This is a genomic window from Paractinoplanes brasiliensis (genome assembly GCF_004362215.1).
GTDB lineage: Bacteria > Actinomycetota > Actinomycetes > Mycobacteriales > Micromonosporaceae > Actinoplanes > Actinoplanes brasiliensis.
In genome coordinates, this window is record NZ_SNWR01000001.1 from 3039483 (window position 1) to 3055879 (window position 16397).

Annotated in this window: 16 protein-coding genes; 4 read left to right on the plus strand and 12 right to left on the minus strand. The window is 70.5% G+C overall.

The window, feature by feature from the left end:
• The first annotated feature begins 208 nt into the window (after positions 1-208).
• Entirely contained in the window at positions 209-1420 is a 1212-nt protein-coding gene (locus C8E87_RS13515) for a TolB family protein (protein WP_133873420.1), read from the plus strand.
• Between the two features lie 31 nt (positions 1421-1451).
• A complete protein-coding gene (locus tag C8E87_RS13520; protein ID WP_239080378.1) occupies positions 1452-2495 on the plus strand; it encodes a lysylphosphatidylglycerol synthase transmembrane domain-containing protein in 1044 nt (347 codons plus the stop codon).
• A gap of 34 nt (positions 2496-2529) precedes the next feature.
• Here C8E87_RS13520 and C8E87_RS13525 read toward each other — a convergent pair whose 3' ends face one another.
• From C8E87_RS13525 to C8E87_RS13545, 5 genes are all read right to left on the minus strand, one after another.
• Entirely contained in the window at positions 2530-3213 is a 684-nt protein-coding gene (locus C8E87_RS13525) for a tetratricopeptide repeat protein (protein ID WP_133873421.1), read from the minus strand.
• Between the two features lie 84 nt (positions 3214-3297).
• A complete protein-coding gene (locus tag C8E87_RS13530; protein WP_133873422.1) occupies positions 3298-4242 on the minus strand; it encodes a cyclase family protein in 945 nt (314 codons plus the stop codon).
• Positions 4243-4253: 11 nt separating this feature from the next.
• Positions 4254-4841, minus strand: a complete 588-nt coding sequence (locus tag C8E87_RS13535; protein WP_133873423.1) for a TMEM165/GDT1 family protein — start codon at positions 4839-4841, stop codon at positions 4254-4256.
• A gap of 231 nt (positions 4842-5072) precedes the next feature.
• A complete protein-coding gene (locus tag C8E87_RS13540) occupies positions 5073-6665 on the minus strand; it encodes an alpha/beta hydrolase (RefSeq protein WP_133873424.1) in 1593 nt (530 codons plus the stop codon).
• A 260-nt stretch (positions 6666-6925) separates the two neighbouring features.
• Positions 6926-8143, minus strand: coding sequence for an MFS transporter (locus C8E87_RS13545; protein WP_133873425.1), 1218 nt, complete (start codon positions 8141-8143; stop codon positions 6926-6928).
• Positions 8144-8231: 88 nt separating this feature from the next.
• Here C8E87_RS13545 and C8E87_RS13550 point away from each other — a divergent pair, with 88 nt between their 5' ends.
• On the plus strand, positions 8232-8813 hold the full coding sequence (locus tag C8E87_RS13550) for a TetR/AcrR family transcriptional regulator (protein ID WP_133873426.1): 582 nt from the start codon (positions 8232-8234) through the stop codon (positions 8811-8813).
• Positions 8814-8924: 111 nt separating this feature from the next.
• Here C8E87_RS13550 and C8E87_RS13555 read toward each other — a convergent pair whose 3' ends face one another.
• Positions 8925-9374 carry a MarR family winged helix-turn-helix transcriptional regulator gene (locus C8E87_RS13555; RefSeq protein ID WP_133873427.1) on the minus strand — a complete coding sequence of 150 codons (450 nt, stop codon included), beginning with the start codon at positions 9372-9374 and terminating at the stop codon, positions 8925-8927.
• Positions 9375-9469: 95 nt separating this feature from the next.
• Here C8E87_RS13555 and C8E87_RS13560 point away from each other — a divergent pair, with 95 nt between their 5' ends.
• Positions 9470-10006: a hypothetical protein gene (locus tag C8E87_RS13560; RefSeq protein ID WP_133873428.1), complete on the plus strand. Its 537-nt coding sequence runs from the start codon at positions 9470-9472 to the stop codon at positions 10004-10006.
• 3 nt (positions 10007-10009) lie between these two features.
• Here the strand turns inward: C8E87_RS13560 and C8E87_RS13565 are convergent, their stop codons facing one another.
• The 6 genes from C8E87_RS13565 to C8E87_RS13590 all read right to left on the minus strand — a co-directional run bounded on the left by C8E87_RS13565 (position 10010) and on the right by C8E87_RS13590 (position 16351).
• Positions 10010-10324: a hypothetical protein gene (locus C8E87_RS13565; RefSeq protein WP_133873429.1), complete on the minus strand. Its 315-nt coding sequence runs from the start codon at positions 10322-10324 to the stop codon at positions 10010-10012.
• 390 nt (positions 10325-10714) lie between these two features.
• A complete protein-coding gene (locus tag C8E87_RS13570; protein WP_133873430.1) occupies positions 10715-12220 on the minus strand; it encodes an APC family permease in 1506 nt (501 codons plus the stop codon).
• Positions 12221-12273: 53 nt separating this feature from the next.
• A complete protein-coding gene (locus C8E87_RS13575; RefSeq protein ID WP_133873431.1) occupies positions 12274-13263 on the minus strand; it encodes a zinc-dependent alcohol dehydrogenase family protein in 990 nt (329 codons plus the stop codon).
• Positions 13260-14075: a carbohydrate ABC transporter permease gene (locus tag C8E87_RS13580; RefSeq protein WP_133873432.1), complete on the minus strand. Its 816-nt coding sequence runs from the start codon at positions 14073-14075 to the stop codon at positions 13260-13262. The genes C8E87_RS13575 and C8E87_RS13580 overlap by 4 nt, the downstream gene beginning before the upstream one ends.
• Complete coding sequence (locus tag C8E87_RS13585; RefSeq protein ID WP_133873433.1) at positions 14072-15001, minus strand: carbohydrate ABC transporter permease; 930 nt, start codon at positions 14999-15001, stop codon at positions 14072-14074. The genes C8E87_RS13580 and C8E87_RS13585 overlap by 4 nt, the downstream gene beginning before the upstream one ends.
• Entirely contained in the window at positions 15002-16351 is a 1350-nt protein-coding gene (locus C8E87_RS13590; protein ID WP_133873434.1) for an ABC transporter substrate-binding protein, read from the minus strand.
• Positions 16352-16397: the final 46 nt, after the last annotated feature.

Below are 16397 nucleotides of genomic sequence, written 5' to 3' on the forward strand. Positions count from 1 at the left end.
CGGGCACAACGAGCACAAGGCAGGGCACAACCAACGCCAGGCATGACGCCGGGGCGCCGGCGAGGGGGCCGCAGCCCGGCCCGGCGAGTGCCAGGAACGGAACCGAAGCGCGGGAGACGAGCACCGCAGCCGCCGGCCACAGCATCGAAAGGCCGGAAGCGGACCCCACAACCGCCAGGCAGGATGCTGAAGTGCGGGAGGCGGGCCGATGACCGCCGAGCACGATCGGCTCCGGGCCTCGCTGCACGAGCTGGCCGAGGTCGCCGAGCCTGCCGACCTCTACGAGCGAGCGATCACCCGTTCGCGCCGGATCGGCCGCCGGGAGGCCGCGGTCGGCACCGGCGCCGCCATGGCCGTGCTGGTCGTGCTGGCCAGCGGGTTGTGGCAGATGCCGCGCGGCAAGCCGGCCGGCGTCCCGGTCGCCGTGGGCGCCCCGTCGGCTTCGTCGGCCGGTCCGGCCCCGTCGTCGTCGCCGGCCGGGTCTGACGCCTCCGCCACGGGCTCGACCGGTGATCCGGCCGGCAACCCCGTGCGGCCGTCGCGGGAGGACAGCAAGCCGGCGAAACGACCCAAGACCGCCAAACCGAAGTCGCGGGTGCTGGCCGACCTGCCGGGGCAGGTCTTCTATCGTGAGCGCGACGGCGACCCCGACGTCGTACGCATGTCGCCCGGCCAGGGCACGAGCGAGGTCGTGCTGCGGAACGCGCCCTCGTCGGTCGGCATCTCGCCCGACGGCTACCGGATCGCGTACGTGTCCGACGGCAAACTGCTGGTCAACGAGTCCGGCAGCGAACCGAGGCAGGTGGCCGCCGGCGTGGTCGCGGCCGATCAGGCTCCCGTGTGGTCGCCCGAGGGCAGCCGGCTGCTGGTCGCGTCGGGTTCGTCGGCGGCTGCGCCGGGCGTGCTGGACCTGGAGTCCGGCGCGATCACCCCGCTTCCCGACGGTCTGGCCTCGGGTCAGCATTTCCGCTGGGCGGGCGATGGCAGCACGCTCGTCTACGCGACCTCGTACTGCGGGCTCAAGGTGGCCGACGGCGCGGCCGGGACGAGCACGAGCGTGCCGGTGCTGGGTGACACGCAACCGCAGGACAACCCGGACGGGCTGGCCGCGTGCAAACCCACCAGCGTCGATGCCACCGGCCGGCGGGTGACTGTGCCGTTGCAGACCACCGGCGAGAGCACGACGGGCACGGACACGGCGGACGCGATTGTCGACACCGCGACCGGCGATCTGGAGGTGCTGCCGGTGGCGGGCACGGTGGTCGGCGCGGTCTTCGACCCGGACGGCAACCTGCTGGTGCGCACCGAGAACGACGGCAAGCGCCTGCTTTCGCTGTTCGATCCCGGCAACACCCTGCGAGTCCAGGCAAAAGAGCCTTCCTCCGTACGCGATCTGGATCTGCTCGCGTACACCCGCTGATCCCCAGCGCCGCACCGCCCGGGGTGCGAGCATGAGGGCAATGGCCGTGCAGCAGCAGACCGCCCGGCCCACGTCCGGGATGCCGCCGTGGTGGCGGCGCGGTCCCGCCGTGGCCGTCCTTGTCGTGGTCGTGCTGGGCACCGAGCTGGTTCTCGGCTGGCCGGCGCTGACCGGCGCGCTGGCCCAGTTGCGCGAGCCGCAGTGGAACTGGGTGGCGGCCGCGCTCGCCGCCGAGCTGGCCTCGATGGGCACGTACGCCCGCATGCAGCGCACCCTGCTGCACGGCGCCGGCACCAAGGTCAGCATCAAGCGGCATGTCGCGACCGCGTACGCGGCCCATTCGCTGAGCGCCACGCTGCCCGGCGGCCCGGTCTTCTCGACGACGTTCAACTTCCAGCAGCTGCGCCGGTTCGGGGCGTCGCCCGCGGTGGCGTCGTGGTGCATCGCGCTCAGCGGGGTGCTGTCGGCCGGCGCCCTGGTCATCATCGGCGCGGTCGGCGGTCTGCTGGCCCGCAACACCGGCAGCTGGCACTCGCTGGTGGGTTACGCCGTCGGGGCCGTGGTGGTGGCATTCGGCGTACGCCAGTTGGCCGGGCACCCGCAGCTGCTGGACCGTCCGGTGCGGGCCGTGCTGGGCGGGGTCAACCGGGTGCGGAGGCAACCGCCGGGGCACGGTCACGACCGGCTGCTGAGTTTCGTCGAGCAGCTGCGCGAGGTACGCGTGCACCCCGCCAGCTTCGCCGCGGCCGTGGTGCTGGCGCTGCTCAACTGGTTGTTCGACGCGCTCTGCCTGTGGCTGTGCTGTGTCGCCGTGGGCGCGGGCAGCATCAACCCGGTTGGCCTGGTCATCGCGTACTGCGCCGGCATGGCCGCGGCCAGTGTGCCGATCGTGCCCGGTGGGCTGGGTGTGGTCGACGCCGCCCTGGTGCTCGGCCTCGTCGCCGGCGGCCTGACCAGCACCCTCGCCGTGGCCGCGGTGGTGCTGTACCGCCTGATCAGTTTCGGGTTCATCATCGGCTTGGGCTGGCTGGTCTGGCTGGCCATCCGGCGGCGCCAACGCGGCGAGCGCGCCTGACGCGTACGGGGAAAGGCAGTGCCGCCGCGGGACGTCAGCTCTTGCGGCCGAACAGGCGCCAGCCGCGCTTTTTCGTCTCGGCCGGGCGCTCGGCCTCGCCGTTGAGCACGGCCAGGCGGTGCTGGGCGACCGGGTTCTCCGGTTCCATGCGCAGCGAGGTGATCAGCGCCTGGCGGGCCTGGTCGATGTGCCCGAGGGCTTCCAGCGTCACCCCGTGGGTGTAGTAGTAGTGCGCCTCGGTGGGGTCGAAACCGATCGCCGTACGGGCTGCCTGCTCGGCGTCGGCGATCTGCCGGTCGGCCGCGAGCAGCGCCCAGGCCACCCGGTCGTGCCAGAGCGCGTTGCGGGGCTCGGCGATGACCGCCCGGTAGGCCAGAGTGACCCCTTCCTCGTGCCGTCCGAGGAGTGTGAGCGCACGGCTGGCCAGGGCCAGGGGGCGCGGGTCGGCGGCGTTGATCGCGATGGCCCGCTCGGCCGCGTCCAGCGCTTTGCCGGCCTCGTCGAGGGCGAGCCGCAGGCGGGCGAGGAGAATCCAGCCCTCGACGGCGCCGGGGTCGGCCTTCAGCGCCGGTTCGAGGGTTGCCACGGCGCGTTCCAGGTCGAGCTGCTCGAAGAGCGTGGCCGCCTGAGCCACGGCCATCTCGGTGGGGCCGTTGAAGGCACGCGGAGCGGGCAGCTGGTCGGGTGCGGCCGGGCCGGCCAGGGGCCGCTCCGTCATCGGCGGCCCCCGTTCCGCAGGGGGTTGGCGGTCACATCAGAATGATCGGCGTTTTCGGGCGCCGAATGAGGGCTTTCGGCCAGATCAGCGCGTGGGCATCCAGCCGGCCGAGCGGGTGTGGCCGTGCGGCTCGTAGTACGGCGTCTGCGCGTACGCCCGTACGGGGAAGGTGCCGAAGGCGGTGATCCGGGGCGGCACGGCGGTGAAGCGAGCGCCGTGGGGTGGCAGCTCCTCCAGGCCGGTGAGGTGCTCGACGATCGGGATGCCGGCCGCCAGCAGCGCGGTGTGCGCGGGCCGCTCTCCCCCGCTGGCCTCGGTGTTGTCGTCCAGGTTGATCGAGTCGATTCCGACCAGGGCCGCTCCGCGCTCGACCAGCAGCGCTGCGCCCGCTCCGGTCAGGTAGGGCGCGTCGATGCCGTACGCCGGTGTGCCCCAGTCCCGGTCGCCGCCGGTGTGCAGGAGCACGGCGTGACCGGCCACCGCGTACGGCTCGAGGTCGTCCTCGGTGACCGCCCGGCGCCCGCTGCCGGCCGTGCGCACGACCACCGCCGGCAGGTCGGCCAGTCGTTCCAGCGGCAGTCCGGCCAGGTCGGCGCCGCCGTCGTAGCGGTGCCGGGGGGCGTCGAGGTAGGTGCCTGTCTGCCCGACCATGTCGATCCGGTCGAGGCTGAACTCGGTGCCCGGCGCGTACCGGGGACGGGATTCTTCCCACGTCAGGTGGGGCTTGATGACCGGGGCCGGCATGCCCGGATAGGTGATCAGGCCGTCCGCGATGACGTGGCTGAGCTCGACGAACCGCAGCCGCGGCGGGCCGGGCAGGCCGGCCGGCGCCGGCTCGGCGAACGTCCGGACCCCGGTGAGCTCGACCCGCTCGACGTCGCGCAGCCCGAGCGAGCCGACCAGGATCATGGCCAGGTCGGCGTGGGTGACATCGAGGTGCGGCACGTCCACCCGCAGCCCCTGCGCCTGCAGGCGGCCGCCGGTGGTGAAGGTGACATCGGCGGTCAGCTCCGCCCGGTACTGCTGCACGGTCCCACTCCTTAACGCAGCTCGATGATCGCTTCCACGAGCAGCCAGATGCCGAAGATAACGAAGAGCGCCGCCGCACCGTACTTGATGGCCTTCTCCGGCAGGTGCCGGCCGAGCAGCCGGCCGACCAGGATGGCGAGGGCGTCGGCCGCGACCATGCCGACCGTGGAGCCCAGCCAGGTGCCGAACCAGCCGTACTGGGTGGCCAGCGTGATCGTGGCGAGCATGGTCTTGTCACCCAGCTCGGCCAGGAAGAACGCGCCGCCGACGGCGAGGATCGCCGAGCCCGTGCTGCGCTCGGCCTTGCTTTTCTCGTCGTCGGTGAGCTTGTCGCCGCGCAGCGTCCAGGCGCCGAAGGCGAGGAAGGCGACGGCGGCGATCAGCGAGATCCAGCCGGTCGGCAGCGTCGCGCCGAGGCCGTAACCGATGCCGACCGACACCAGGTGCACCACCGCGGTGGCCACGGTGATGCCGATCAGCACCGGGACAGTCTTGAAACGGGTCGCGAACGTCATCGCCATGAGCTGGGATTTGTCGCCCAGCTCGGCCACGAAGATGACGGCGAAACTGACCGCCGTCGCGACGAGGAAACCCTCCACAGAAATGTTCTCCCGGTGTCGAGCGGCCGGGCAGAAGTGGCACAGGGCGACCTCGACCCGGCCGCACTGAGTGCAGCCATGGTCGAAGGTCTCGCTCGCCTTTCGAGAGAAAGGCCGTGCGGCCGGGCCCCGGAGGGCCAGTATGTCGACCGCGACGTTGGGAGCTACTCCCCTTCGCGGGAGCAAGCATAGCCAACGGCCCCCGCCCGCAGGCGGGGGCCGTGACCGCGATCACCGTCCGGCGATGAGTTTCCGCACTTCAAGGCGTTCCGCGGGGACCGTTTTGGCGGCCACCGGCGCGGGCGGCTTGATCGGCGCGCACCGCTTGTCCGAGCGCTCCCCCGCCGTCCGCTTGGGCAGCTTGCCGGTCGCCAGGTAGTCGGCGATCGAGTCGTCGACGCACCGGTTGCCGTACAGCGAACCGGAGTGGGTCGTGCCGCCGACGCCCTCGATCAGCACCGAGCGGGGGAACCGCTTGCGCGCCTCGAGGGCGCCGCTGAACGGGGTCGCCGCGTCGAGCGACTCGCTGACCATCAGCAACGGCGGAACGGTCTCGCCGGACACGGTCACCGGGATGCCGCTGGGCGCCGGCCAGGTGCGGCAGGGCGCGTTGTACCAGGCGTTGGCCCAGGTCTCGAACGGCGCGCGGCGGTGCATCTCCCAGTTGTCGGCGGTCCACTTGCTCCAGCTCTTGGGCCAGGGCGCGTCGGTGCACTGGGTGGCCAGGTAGACCGCGTAGTTGTTGTCGGCGTCCTTGCCCTTCGGGTTGTTCGCGTCGTACAGCCGCTTGAGCGCGGTCGCGTCGCCCTGGCGCACCCAGGCGCTGAAGGCCCGCGCGATGTCGGCCCAGCCGAACGTGTAGTACCCGGCCTGCAGGAAGATGTCGGTCAGCTCGGACGGGCCGATCACCCCGCCGGCCGGCTTGCGGGTCAGGGCCTTCTGCTCGCTGTAGAAGCGCTGCCGCACCTCGCGGGTGGTGCGGCCGAGGCGGAAGACCTTGTGGTGCTCGGCCAGCCAGCCGAAGTAGACCTGCATGTTGCGGTCGAAGGCCAGGTCCTGGTCGAGGTTCGAGTCGTACCAGACGCGGGTCGGGTTCACCACGCCGTCGAGCACCATGCGGCGTACGCGCTCGGGGTACCGGGTCGCGTAGACCTGGCCCAGATAGGTCCCGTACGAGAAGCCGTAGAAGTTGATCTGACGGGCGCCCAGCGCGTACCGGAGCAGGTCGAGGTCCCGTACGGTGTCCAGGGTCTTGAGGTGGCCGAGCAGGTCACCGCCCGCCTTCGCACACGCCCGGGCGTAGGCCTCCGCCCGTTTGAGCCACGTCGTCTCGATCTTCGACGTGGTCGGCACGTACGCCGGCCGGTTGTATCCCGTGTAGTCGTTGTCGCAGCTCAGCGCGGGTTTGCTGGCCCCCACGCCGCGTGGGTCGAAACCGATCCAGTCGTACGCCGCCCCGGCCTGCTTCGGCACCATCGAGCCCAGCACCGCCAGCCCGCGGCCCTTGGCGCCCGGACCGCCGGGGTTGACCAGCATGACGCCCTGGAACTTCGACTCCGGGACGGTGTGCTTGATCCGCGACACCGCGATCTGGATCTTCTTGCCGTTCGGGTCGGAGTGATTGAGGGGCACGCTCAGGAAGCCGCACTCGGCCCGATGCGCACGCAGCGCGGGTTCGGTGCACGAGCCCCACTCGATTGCTCCGGTCGCTCGCGGGTAGCCGCCTGTCCCTGCGCCTCGATCGCCTGCGGCCCGCGCGTCACTCGCCGGGACCCCGATCACCACCAGGGCAATCGTCGTGGCCGCCGCCAGAAGTCGTCTCATGCCAGCCTCTCGTGTCCAATTCGCCCCAATATGGTGAGGCGTGGGCGGCCACGCGCGGGCCGCCCACGCCGGGGCGATCGGATTTTCAGCCGTTCGCACGCATCCGCCGGGGCATGCGAGGGCCCGATTTCAGGCGCTTGCCGGCATGCCAGACCCCGGTTTCAGACGTTTCCTGCAGGCCGGGCCGCTGGTTTCAGCCCGTTGTCGGCATGCCGGGCCGCCGGTTTCAGCCCGTCGTCGGCATGCCGGGCCGCCGGATCTTAGGCTTTTGTCCGCATTCGCTGGGCCACGAGGGCGACCGCGCTCAGGGTCGCCACGACCAGTCCGTAGACGAGCGCGGTGGTGTGCAGCCCGGCCGAGGTGGCGGCGAAACCGGCGATCACGGCCGGGACGCTGAAGGCCACGTACGCGATGACGAGCGCGACGGCGAACAGCTCACCCCGCTCGTGCGGGGCGGCCAGCACGGCCAGAGTGCCGAACGACGCGAGGGCCGAGGCGCCGAACCCGACCCCGGAGACCACAGTGCCACCCGCGGCGAGCAGGGCGCTGCCGAGCTCCAGACCGATCACGCTGAGCACGGCGCCGACGGTCAGCAGGCTCCCGGCGATCGTGAGCACCCGCCGGGTGGGGACATTCCTGAGCGCGTACGAGGTCAGCGCGCCCGTGCCGCACAGAAGCGTGACCACCAGGCCGCCGATGAGGTGGCTGCTCAGCTCGAAGACACCGGCCGCCACGGAGGGGCCGAGCGACAGGTAGAGCCCGCCGATCGCCCAGCTCGCGATGATGATCGGCGACAGCGCCAGCACGTCGGCCCGCAGCCGCGCGGGAATGCCGAGCCTGGGGGCGAGCGAGGCAGCCGCGCCGGGACGACGGGCCGAGGTCTCGGGGATGCGGGCCACCACTATCGCGGCCAGCAGCATGCCGGCCAGCAGCAGGGCCCAGACGAAATGGGTGGGTGAGGGGCCGTACTGAACCAGGGCCCCGCAGCCCAGCGCGCCGACGGCGAGACCGGCGACCGGGGCGATGCCGTTGACCAGGCCGGCCCGGCCCGGCGCGTGCGGCGGGTTCAGGTCGACGAGGGCGGCGCCGAGGGTGGTCATCGCCGCGCCGGTCGCGATGCCCTGCAGCAGGCGGGCCAGGAGCAGGATCGAGACGTCACCGGCGACCAGGAACAGGATGAGCGAGACCACTTCGAGCCCGATCGCCGCGGCCAGCACCGGGCGACGACCGATGTGGTCGGAGAGCGCGCCGAGCATGATCAGCGAGCCGATCAGCCCTACGACGTACACCGCGAAGACGACAGTGAGCGTGGTGGCCGAGAATCCCCATAAATGCTGGTAGACCACATAAAGCGGGGATGGGGCAGCCGACGCGGCGGCGAACGTCACGAAGATCGCGGCGATCGCGGCGAAGGCCACCGGGCGGGACAGCCGCCGCCGTTCACGAACGGCCGGCGCTGTGTCGATCATGGAGGTCATGCCGGCTCCTGCAGGAAGTAGCCAGACAGGTCTGTCCGGCGGAGTGTCGTGCCGAGACTAGACAGACCTGTCTGGTATCGTCAACCGCATGTCCGCCGCGTCACCATCCACCCGCAAGGCCTCGGCCCGCGACCGTCTGCTGGCCGCCGCCGACGAGCTCTTCTACGCCGAGGGCGTGCACACCGTCGGCATCGACCGCGTCATCGAGCGGGCCGGTGTCGCCAAGGCCTCGCTCTACAGCACCTTCGGCAGCAAGGAGGAGCTGGTCCGGGCCTACCTCGAAGGCCGGCACAAGGTGCGCCGCACCCGCCTGCTGGCCGGCCTGGAGAACTACGACGACCCCCGCGACCGCCTGCTCGGGGTGTTCGACGTGCTCGCCGACCTGGCCGGCACCCCCGGCTTCCGGGGCTGCGCCTTCTACAACGCCAGCGCCGAATCCCCCACGGGCGGCCCGGTCGAGGAGGTCTCGAACGCCAACCGCGCCTGGACGAGGGGCCTTTTCTTCGAACTGTCCCGCGACGCCGGCGCCCGCGACCCCGCAGCCCTGGCCGACCAACTGGTAGTCCTCTACGACGGCGCCATGGTCGGCGCCCGCATGGACAAAGGCGCCAAGGCCGCCCTGACCGCCCGCAGCGTCGCCGCCACCCTCCTGGCCGCCGCCACCCTCTGAACGCCCTGCTCTCCTGAAGGCGCCGGTTCCAACTCGCCGAGCCGCCTCAGCGCATCACCGAAAAGTCGCCTTGATCTCAAACATCGCCGCGCCGATGTCGCAGTGTCGTCGTCATGAGGCTCGGGTGGTGGCGAGGTCGCTGAGTTTTTCGAGGGCGGGGAGGGCGGCCACCACGGCGGCGTGCTCCTCGGGGGTCAGGCCCTGCAACAGCTCGGAGAGGGCGGCCGCGCGGACGGCGCGGCGGTGGGCGACGGCGGCGCGGCCGGCCGGGGTGATGCTGACGACCACGGCGCGGCCGTCGGTGGGGTCGGCTGTGCGCTGGGCCAGCCCCTCCTTTTCCAGGCGCGTCACCAGCTGCGTCATGGCGGGCTGGCTGATTCCCTCGGGGGCGTAGAGCTCGCTGAGGCGATGCGGACCGGAACGTTCCAGCCGCCGCAGCGTCGAGGCCGCGGTGAGGCTGAGCGGCCCCCGCGGCGTGAGCCGGCGAAGCGTCTCGTAGAAATGCTCGAACCCGGTGGCGATCGCCTGGTCGTCAGCGGGAACGGTGGGGGCTGGCTGCACCCCTCAGTTATATCAACGGATTATGAAGGGCTTTTCCCTCGTACGCGCCGGGCCGTCGAGCTGACGCACACCGGACAAAGTGTCACCATGCAGTCATGGACGAGCAAACCCTCGACCACGGCCCGGACACCGACGACGACCACTCCTGGTTGCGTCCCCACCTGGGCACCACGACCGGCGGCGGCCGGGCCCCGCGCGAGCACGTCGTCGCTTTGCGCCACGTCGCCCGGACCCTCGACGCCGACCCGCGCTGGCGCTCCTGGTGGCAGCAGACCGGGCTCTCCGCCTGCGAGCTGGGCATCGTCGCCGAGGGAAGGCTCGACCACCTGCGGCCCAGCGCCGACATCCGCCGGCTCGACGACTGCCTGTGGGCCAACTTCACCTGCGCCCTGCCCGACGGGATGCCGGCCTCCGCGGCCACCCACGCCGCGACCGAGGAGGTGCGCGCCATGTTCGAGGTGATCCGCCAGGCGCTCACGCTCTCGGCGCTGCCGCCCACCCCGCCCGTGCCGAGCCTGCCCAGCGACGTGCCGGACGTGCCGGTCACCGCCAAGCGGCTGCCCGAGGCGGCGAACGAGCCCGAACAACCGGGCTACCTGACGCTGACCCAGATCCAGGAATTTTTCGCGTAAAGATCAGCAATCGTCCCAGGTCAGCGCGACGAGCTCGCGTAGCTGCGCGAGCGCGTCGCCCTTGCCGGGCCCTTCCGGAAGCTCGTCACGGGCGGCCGCGACCAGGCCCGACCGCAGCAGCGCATAGATCTCCTCCTTACCGGAGTCCGGCAGGTCGGGGATCCAGAGGCTGCCAAGGTTCTCCGCGACCACCATGCGGAGCCAGTCGGCCGTCTTGGTGTCGCCGAGACGCGGGATGAGGTACTCCAGCGTCCACTCGAAGAGACCACCCGTCGACTGCCAGTCCCGGCCCGGCCGGACCATGATGAGAGACGCCATTTTCGCCGCCCGAGTATGAAGACACGCGGTGCCAAGCCTCGCTCCGCCACGAACCTTTCCACCCTTGCCACCTGGCCGGCGGTGAACAGCGAAACGTCCACCGGGACCAGGTCCGCCTTCTTCAGATGCAGCACGATCTGCTGCGAGAAGCGCGCCCACTGCTGATCGAACCGGTGCGCCGCGAACGGGCCCACCGCGTCGTACGTCAGACCGCCCTGGTCGACCCAGTCTGCCCGGCACCCGGGTTCGGCCCGGATCAGGCGTACGCCCAACTCCACCTCGATTCGCACGGCCGTCACTGCCTCGTTGGGCCGGAACCGCCCCGTCGCGGGATCCATGCCCAGCGCACGGATCCGTGCCCTCTCGGGTCGCGGATCCGGCGCGCGCATGTCAACGCTTCACACGCTCGGGCCGGTGCGCGCCCGGCATTCGAGGTTCCCGCGGTTCCGGAAGCGGTTGCGGCACTTTCGGCGTGACCACCACCGGGACGCCGCCCTGCCCGATCCCCGCATAGATCACCGGCCGGGCCCGTCGCAGCACCAGCGCGTGCGCTGTTCCGGCCAGCGCCACCCCGGCCAGCACGACCGGCAGGATCCAAACCTCTCCCCGTACGCCGAAAAGGGCGCCCAGGTCACGGAAGGCGAGATAGCCGATCGAGCCGAGACCCACTGTGGACAGCAGCGGGGCAACGAACCTGGTCCACGCGCCCTCGCCGTTGGGCACCTGGTTGAGGTGCAGCAGCGCGGCCACCGAGGTGGCGACCAGCAGCACCAGGAGGCCGAGCCCACCCGCGATCACGAGGCGGCGACCGGCCAGCGGCGGATCGGCGACACCGGCCAGGGCCGCCCCCGCGAGCAGGAACGCGGCCACGGCCGACTGGGTCAAAGAGGCAGAGCGAGGAGCCAGCGTACGGGGGGAGGTGTGGCCCAGACCGGCGGGGAGAACCCGCTCGCGGCCCAGGGCGAACAGGTACCGCGCCATCGCCTGGTGCAGCGCCAGCACGGCCGCGAACAGGCCGGTCAGCAGCATCAGCCGGCCCAGCGTGACGGCCCACGGCGCGAGGCGCTCGGCGGCCAGGTCGAACAGCAGCTCGGAGCCGCGGGCCCGGGACACCTCGGTGATCCGGGTGGCGCCGGTGGCCGCGCTCAGCGACCAGGAGGCGGCGGCCAGCAGGACGGCGACGGTGGCGACGACGGCGTACGTGGCCAGGCCGGGGTCCCGTCGCGGGCGGATCGACTCCTCCGCGTACGGGCCGGTGGTCTCGAAGCCGGCGAACGCGAGCAGTGCCACGGCGAGCAGCAGACCGAAAGTGGTCGTATCGGGGCCGGAGGGGACGATGCTCGCACGGGTGAGCCCCTCGCCGGCCGGGTCGATGGCGTTGGCCGCGGTGAACCCGGCCGCCACCGCGATCTCGGTCAGCACAAGCAGGGCGACCAGCCCACTGACCACTTCGGACCGGATCGTGCCGCAGAGCGTGACCAGCAACCAGCAGGCCGCGGCGACCATCCACCAGTCGGCGCCGAGGCCGAACCAGCTGCGCAGCAGGGGCGCTGCCGCCACACCGAGCATGCCGTAGAAGCCCAGCTGGAGCGCCTGATAGCAGACGAGGGCGAGCCAGGCGGCGCCGATTCCGGCCGGGCGGCCCAGGCCACGGGTGATGTAGGTGTAGAGCGCGCCGGCGAAGGGCGCGCGGTGGGCCATGGCCGACCAGCCGACCGCGAAGAAGATCAGGATGACCCCGGCGGCCAGGAAGCTCAGGGGGACCAACGGCCCGCCGCCGGTGGCGTAGGCGGCGGGCACCACGTTGATCAGTACGGCGATCGGCGCGGTGGCCGCGAGCGCGAAGAACGCGACCGCGGCCGCGCCGAGACGGCCCGGAGCAAGGGTCGTACCCACGCCTCTATTTGATCGGAAGAGTGACTACCTGACAACTGGCCGTGAGGGTTCACTCACGGCTCGATGAGGATCTTCCGGCCCACGCCGGCCCGGAACTGATCCAGGGCCGCCGCATAGTCGGACAAAGGGAATCGGTGGCTGACGAAGACGGACGGGTCGAGCACGCCGGCCGCGAGCATCTGCCCGGCCCGGTCGAAGCTGTGCAGCACCGCCATCGAGCCGGTGATCGTGATCTCGCGCCGATAGATCTCGTACGGCTCGATCGCCAACCGGGCGTCGTAGCTCGCCACCCCGAACTGCAGGAACGTGCCGCCCCGGCCGACCCGCGCCAGCCCGTCCCGGATCGCGGCCTCGACGCCGGTGCAGTCGATCACCACGTCCCAGCCGCGCGGGGCGTCCAGCTCGTCGGCCGAGGTGACCGCTGCCGTGCAGCCGAGCCGCTTGGCCGTCTCGAGCCGGGCCGGGTTCAGGTCCACGATGGACACCGATTCGGCGCCCGCCCGCTTGGCGAGCTCCAGCATCATCAGGCCCATCGTCCCGGAGCCGTAGATCAGGTACGAGGTGGCCATGGCACGGGGCAGCACGTCGAATCCCCGTACGGCGCAGGAAAGCGGCTCGATGAGGGCCGCGTCCCGGGCCGCGAGGTGGCTGGGCAGCTTGAACAGGTTGGCCAGGGGCGCCGCCACGAACTCTGCCGCGCCGCCGCTGACCGTCACGCCGATCGCGGCCCAGTTCTCGCACTGGTTGCCCCGCGCCCGCTTGCAGTAATAGCAGTAGCCGCAGTACAGGGACGGGTCGACCGCCACCTGGTCGCCGACCGCGTAACCGGTGACCGCCGAGCCGACCGCGACGATCTCGCCGGCGAACTCGTGACCGGGCACGATCGGGAACGACGGGGCGAACTCGCCGTCCATGATGTGCAGATCGGTGCCGCAGATGCCGACGGCGGCCGGTTTGACCACCACCTCCGACGGGCCGGGCGCCGGGTCCGCAACGTCCTGGATCTCGATCGTGCCGGGCGTGACCACGACCGCTGCTTTCACTTGACGGCTCCCATCGACAGACCGCGAACCAGCTTGTTCTGGGCCACCCAGCCGGCGATGAGCACCGGCAGCGACACGATCGTCGCGGCCGCGCAGAGCCGGGCCAGGAAGGCGCCCTCGGACGAGATGAACCCGACCAGGAAGATCGGTGAGGTTCCGGAGTTGGTGGCGGTCAGGTTCACGGCCAGGAAGAACTCGTTCCAGGCGAAGATGAAGCAGATCAGCGCGGTCGCGGCCAGACCCGGGCTGACGATGGGCAGGACGATCTTGCGGATCGACGTGAGCAGACCCGCGCCGTCGACCTCGCCGGCCTCGAGCACCTCACGCGGCACCTCCAACAGGAACGACCGCATCATCCAGACCGCGAGCGGCAGGTTCATGCTCGTGTAGAGGATGACCATGGTCCAGATGTTGTCCAGCATGCCCAGGTGCTTGACCAGCAGATAGACCGGCAGGAAGGCGGCCACGACCGGCATCATCTTGGTGCTGATGAAGAAGAACAGCGCGTCGCTCCACTTGGCCACGGGACGCAACGACAGCGCGTACGCGGCGGGGGTCGCCAGCAGCACGACCAGGATCGTCGAGAAGATGCTGGCCATCAGCGAGTTGAGCAGGAACGGGGTGATGTTGCGGTCGAAGACCTGGGTGTACTGCGCCAGCGTCGGCGCGAAGAACCAGCTCGGCGGGTTGGTCGCGGCGACGTTCTCCTGTTTGAAGCTGGTCAGCACCATCCAGATGACCGGGAAGACGAAGATGATCCCGGCGATCCAGGCGACGACGCCCCAGATCGAGTCGTGGAGGCGTGCCCTCATCGGTTCTCCTCCATCTTGAACAGGCTCGAGATGACCCGCAGCGCGAACGTGGCGACGATGATCGTCAGGATCACCACGATGACGCCGGCCGCGGAGGCCTCGCCGTACTCGAACTTGCGGAACATGGTCAGGTAGATCTCGTACGGCAGGTTGGTCGTCGCCGTGCCCGGGCCGCCCTGCGTGATGCTGAAGATCGCGTCGAACGTGTTGACCAGGTAGATCGATCCCAGCAGGGCGCCCAGCTCGAGGTACTGCCGCAGGTGCGGGATCGTCATACGGCGGAAGATCTGCCAGGCGTTGGCGCCGTCGACCCGGGCCGCCTCCAGCACCTCGTGCGACTGCGACTGCAGGCCGGCCAGCAGGATCAGCATCATGAACGGCGTCCACTGCCACACCAGCGTGGTGATCACGGCGGCCTTCGGGTACGACGAGACCCAGTCGGTAGAACCGCCGAAGATGCCGTTGATCAGGCCGTACGTGGGGTTGAAGAGGGCGTGCTTCCAGAGCAGCGCCGCGGCGATCGGCATCACCAGGAACGGGGTGATGAGCAGCGTCCGGACGATGCCCCGGCCGAGGAACTTGCGGTCCAGCAGCAGCGCGAAGACCAGTCCGAGGATGAGCGAGAAGATCACCGCGCCGGCCGTGAGCACCACGGTGTTGACCAGCGCCGACCGCAGCCGCGAGTCCGACAGCACCGTCACGTAGTTGTCGAACCCGACGAACGGCCGATCGCCCGGGCGCAGGGCGTTCCAGCTGGTCGTGGAGAGATAGATCGTGTAGAGGAACGGGATCTGGGTGATGACGATGGCGAAGATGAGCGCGGGCAGCAACGGCGCCCGGCGTACCCAGCGATCCTTGGCTCCGCCCTTGGTGGGCCGGACAGGCGGCTGGGTCCGCCTGTCCGGCCGGGCTACCGTGACAGTCACTTACTTGTACTTCTTCGCCACATCATCGGCCTGCTTCTGACCGTCGGCGAGCGCCTTGTCGACCGTCGTGCTGCCGGCGATGGCCGCGCTCACCTCCTGCGACACCTTGGTGCCGAGGTCGGCGAACTCGGGAATGCCGACGAACTGCACACCGAGCGCGGGCCGCGGCTGCACACCCGGGTTGGTCGGGTCGGCGTGCTCGATCGAACCGAGCGTGACATCGGCGAACGCCTTGGCCGATTCCTTGTACTCCGGGATCGAGTACGTCGAGGTGCGCTTGCCGGACGGGACACGCGACCAGCCGAGCTTCTCGCCGACCAGCTTCTCGTAGTCCTTGCTGGTCGCCCACGAGATGAACTTCCAGGCGGCGTCGGCCTTCTTGGTGGTCTTGGGCATGGCCCACGCCCACGTCCACAGCCAGCCGGAGTACTCGGTCTTGTTCACCGGGGCGTACGCGTAACCGACCTTGCCCGCCACCTTGCTGGCGTTCGGGTCCTCCAGCGTGCCGGCGGCGGAGGTGGCGTCGTACCACATGGCCGCCTTGCCCTGGCCGAACGTGTTGAGGCACTCCGTGAAGCCGGACTGCGGAGCGCCGGGCTGACCGTGCTGCTTGAGCAGGTTGACGTAGAAGTTCGTCGCCTCTTTGAACTCGGGCGAGTCGACCTTCGCGGTCCAGTCCTTCTCGAACCAGGTCCCCCCGTACGTGTTGACGACGGTGGTCAGGGGTGCGAACAGCTCGCCCCAGCCGGGCAGGCCGCGCAGGCAGATGCCCGAGACGCCCTTGCTCTTGTCGTCCAGCTTCGCCGCGAAGTCGGCCACCTGGGCCCAGGTCGGCTTCTCTGGCATCGTCAGGCCCTTGGCCTCGAAAAGCTCCTTGTTGTACATGAGGAACGACGACTCGCCGTAGAACGGGGCGGCGTACATCTTGCCGTCCTCCCCGCTCAGCGACGACACCATCGGCTTGATCAGGTCGTTCACGTCGTACGAGGCGTCGGCCGCGGCCTGCGTGGAGACCTCGTGCAGCCAGCCGTTCTTGGCCCAGATCGGCACCTCGTACGCGCCGACCGTGGCGACGTCGTACTGTCCGCCCTGGTTGGCGACGTCCTGGGTGACCTTGTCGCGAAGTTCGTTCTCCGGGAGGATCGTGAACTTCACCGTGATCCCGGTCTGCTTCGTGAAGTTGTCGGCGGTCAGCTTCTGGATGTCCTCCATCTGCGGGTTGCCGACCATCAGCGCCGTGATGGTGGTGTCGGACGAGTCGCCGCCGCCGCTGCTGGTCGAGCCGGCGCCCGAACAGCCGGCCGTGAACGCCAGCAGCCCGGCCGCTATCGCAGCTAGTTTTTTGGACACGGTGGAACCTCCGTTTTATTCGAAAACGGCGAAGGGGAGTGGTGAA

What these genes read in the sequence shown, in the direction of transcription:
- C8E87_RS13540 (WP_133873424.1), bottom strand. Translation starts at nt 6,665, where the DNA reads ATGAGACGACTTCTGGCGGCGGCCACGACGATTGCCCTGGTGGTGATC.
- C8E87_RS13520 (WP_239080378.1), top strand. Translation starts at nt 1,452, where the DNA reads ATGAGGGCAATGGCCGTGCAGCAGCAGACCGCCCGGCCCACGTCCGGG.
- C8E87_RS13515 (WP_133873420.1), top strand. Translation starts at nt 209, where the DNA reads ATGACCGCCGAGCACGATCGGCTCCGGGCCTCGCTGCACGAGCTGGCC.
- C8E87_RS13580 (WP_133873432.1), bottom strand. Translation starts at nt 14,075, where the DNA reads ATGAGGGCACGCCTCCACGACTCGATCTGGGGCGTCGTCGCCTGGATC.
- C8E87_RS13565 (WP_133873429.1), bottom strand. Translation starts at nt 10,324, where the DNA reads ATGGCGTCTCTCATCATGGTCCGGCCGGGCCGGGACTGGCAGTCGACG.
- C8E87_RS13545 (WP_133873425.1), bottom strand. Translation starts at nt 8,143, where the DNA reads ATGACCTCCATGATCGACACAGCGCCGGCCGTTCGTGAACGGCGGCGG.
- C8E87_RS13550 (WP_133873426.1), top strand. Translation starts at nt 8,232, where the DNA reads ATGTCCGCCGCGTCACCATCCACCCGCAAGGCCTCGGCCCGCGACCGT.
- C8E87_RS13560 (WP_133873428.1), top strand. Translation starts at nt 9,470, where the DNA reads ATGGACGAGCAAACCCTCGACCACGGCCCGGACACCGACGACGACCAC.
- C8E87_RS13525 (WP_133873421.1), bottom strand. Translation starts at nt 3,213, where the DNA reads ATGACGGAGCGGCCCCTGGCCGGCCCGGCCGCACCCGACCAGCTGCCC.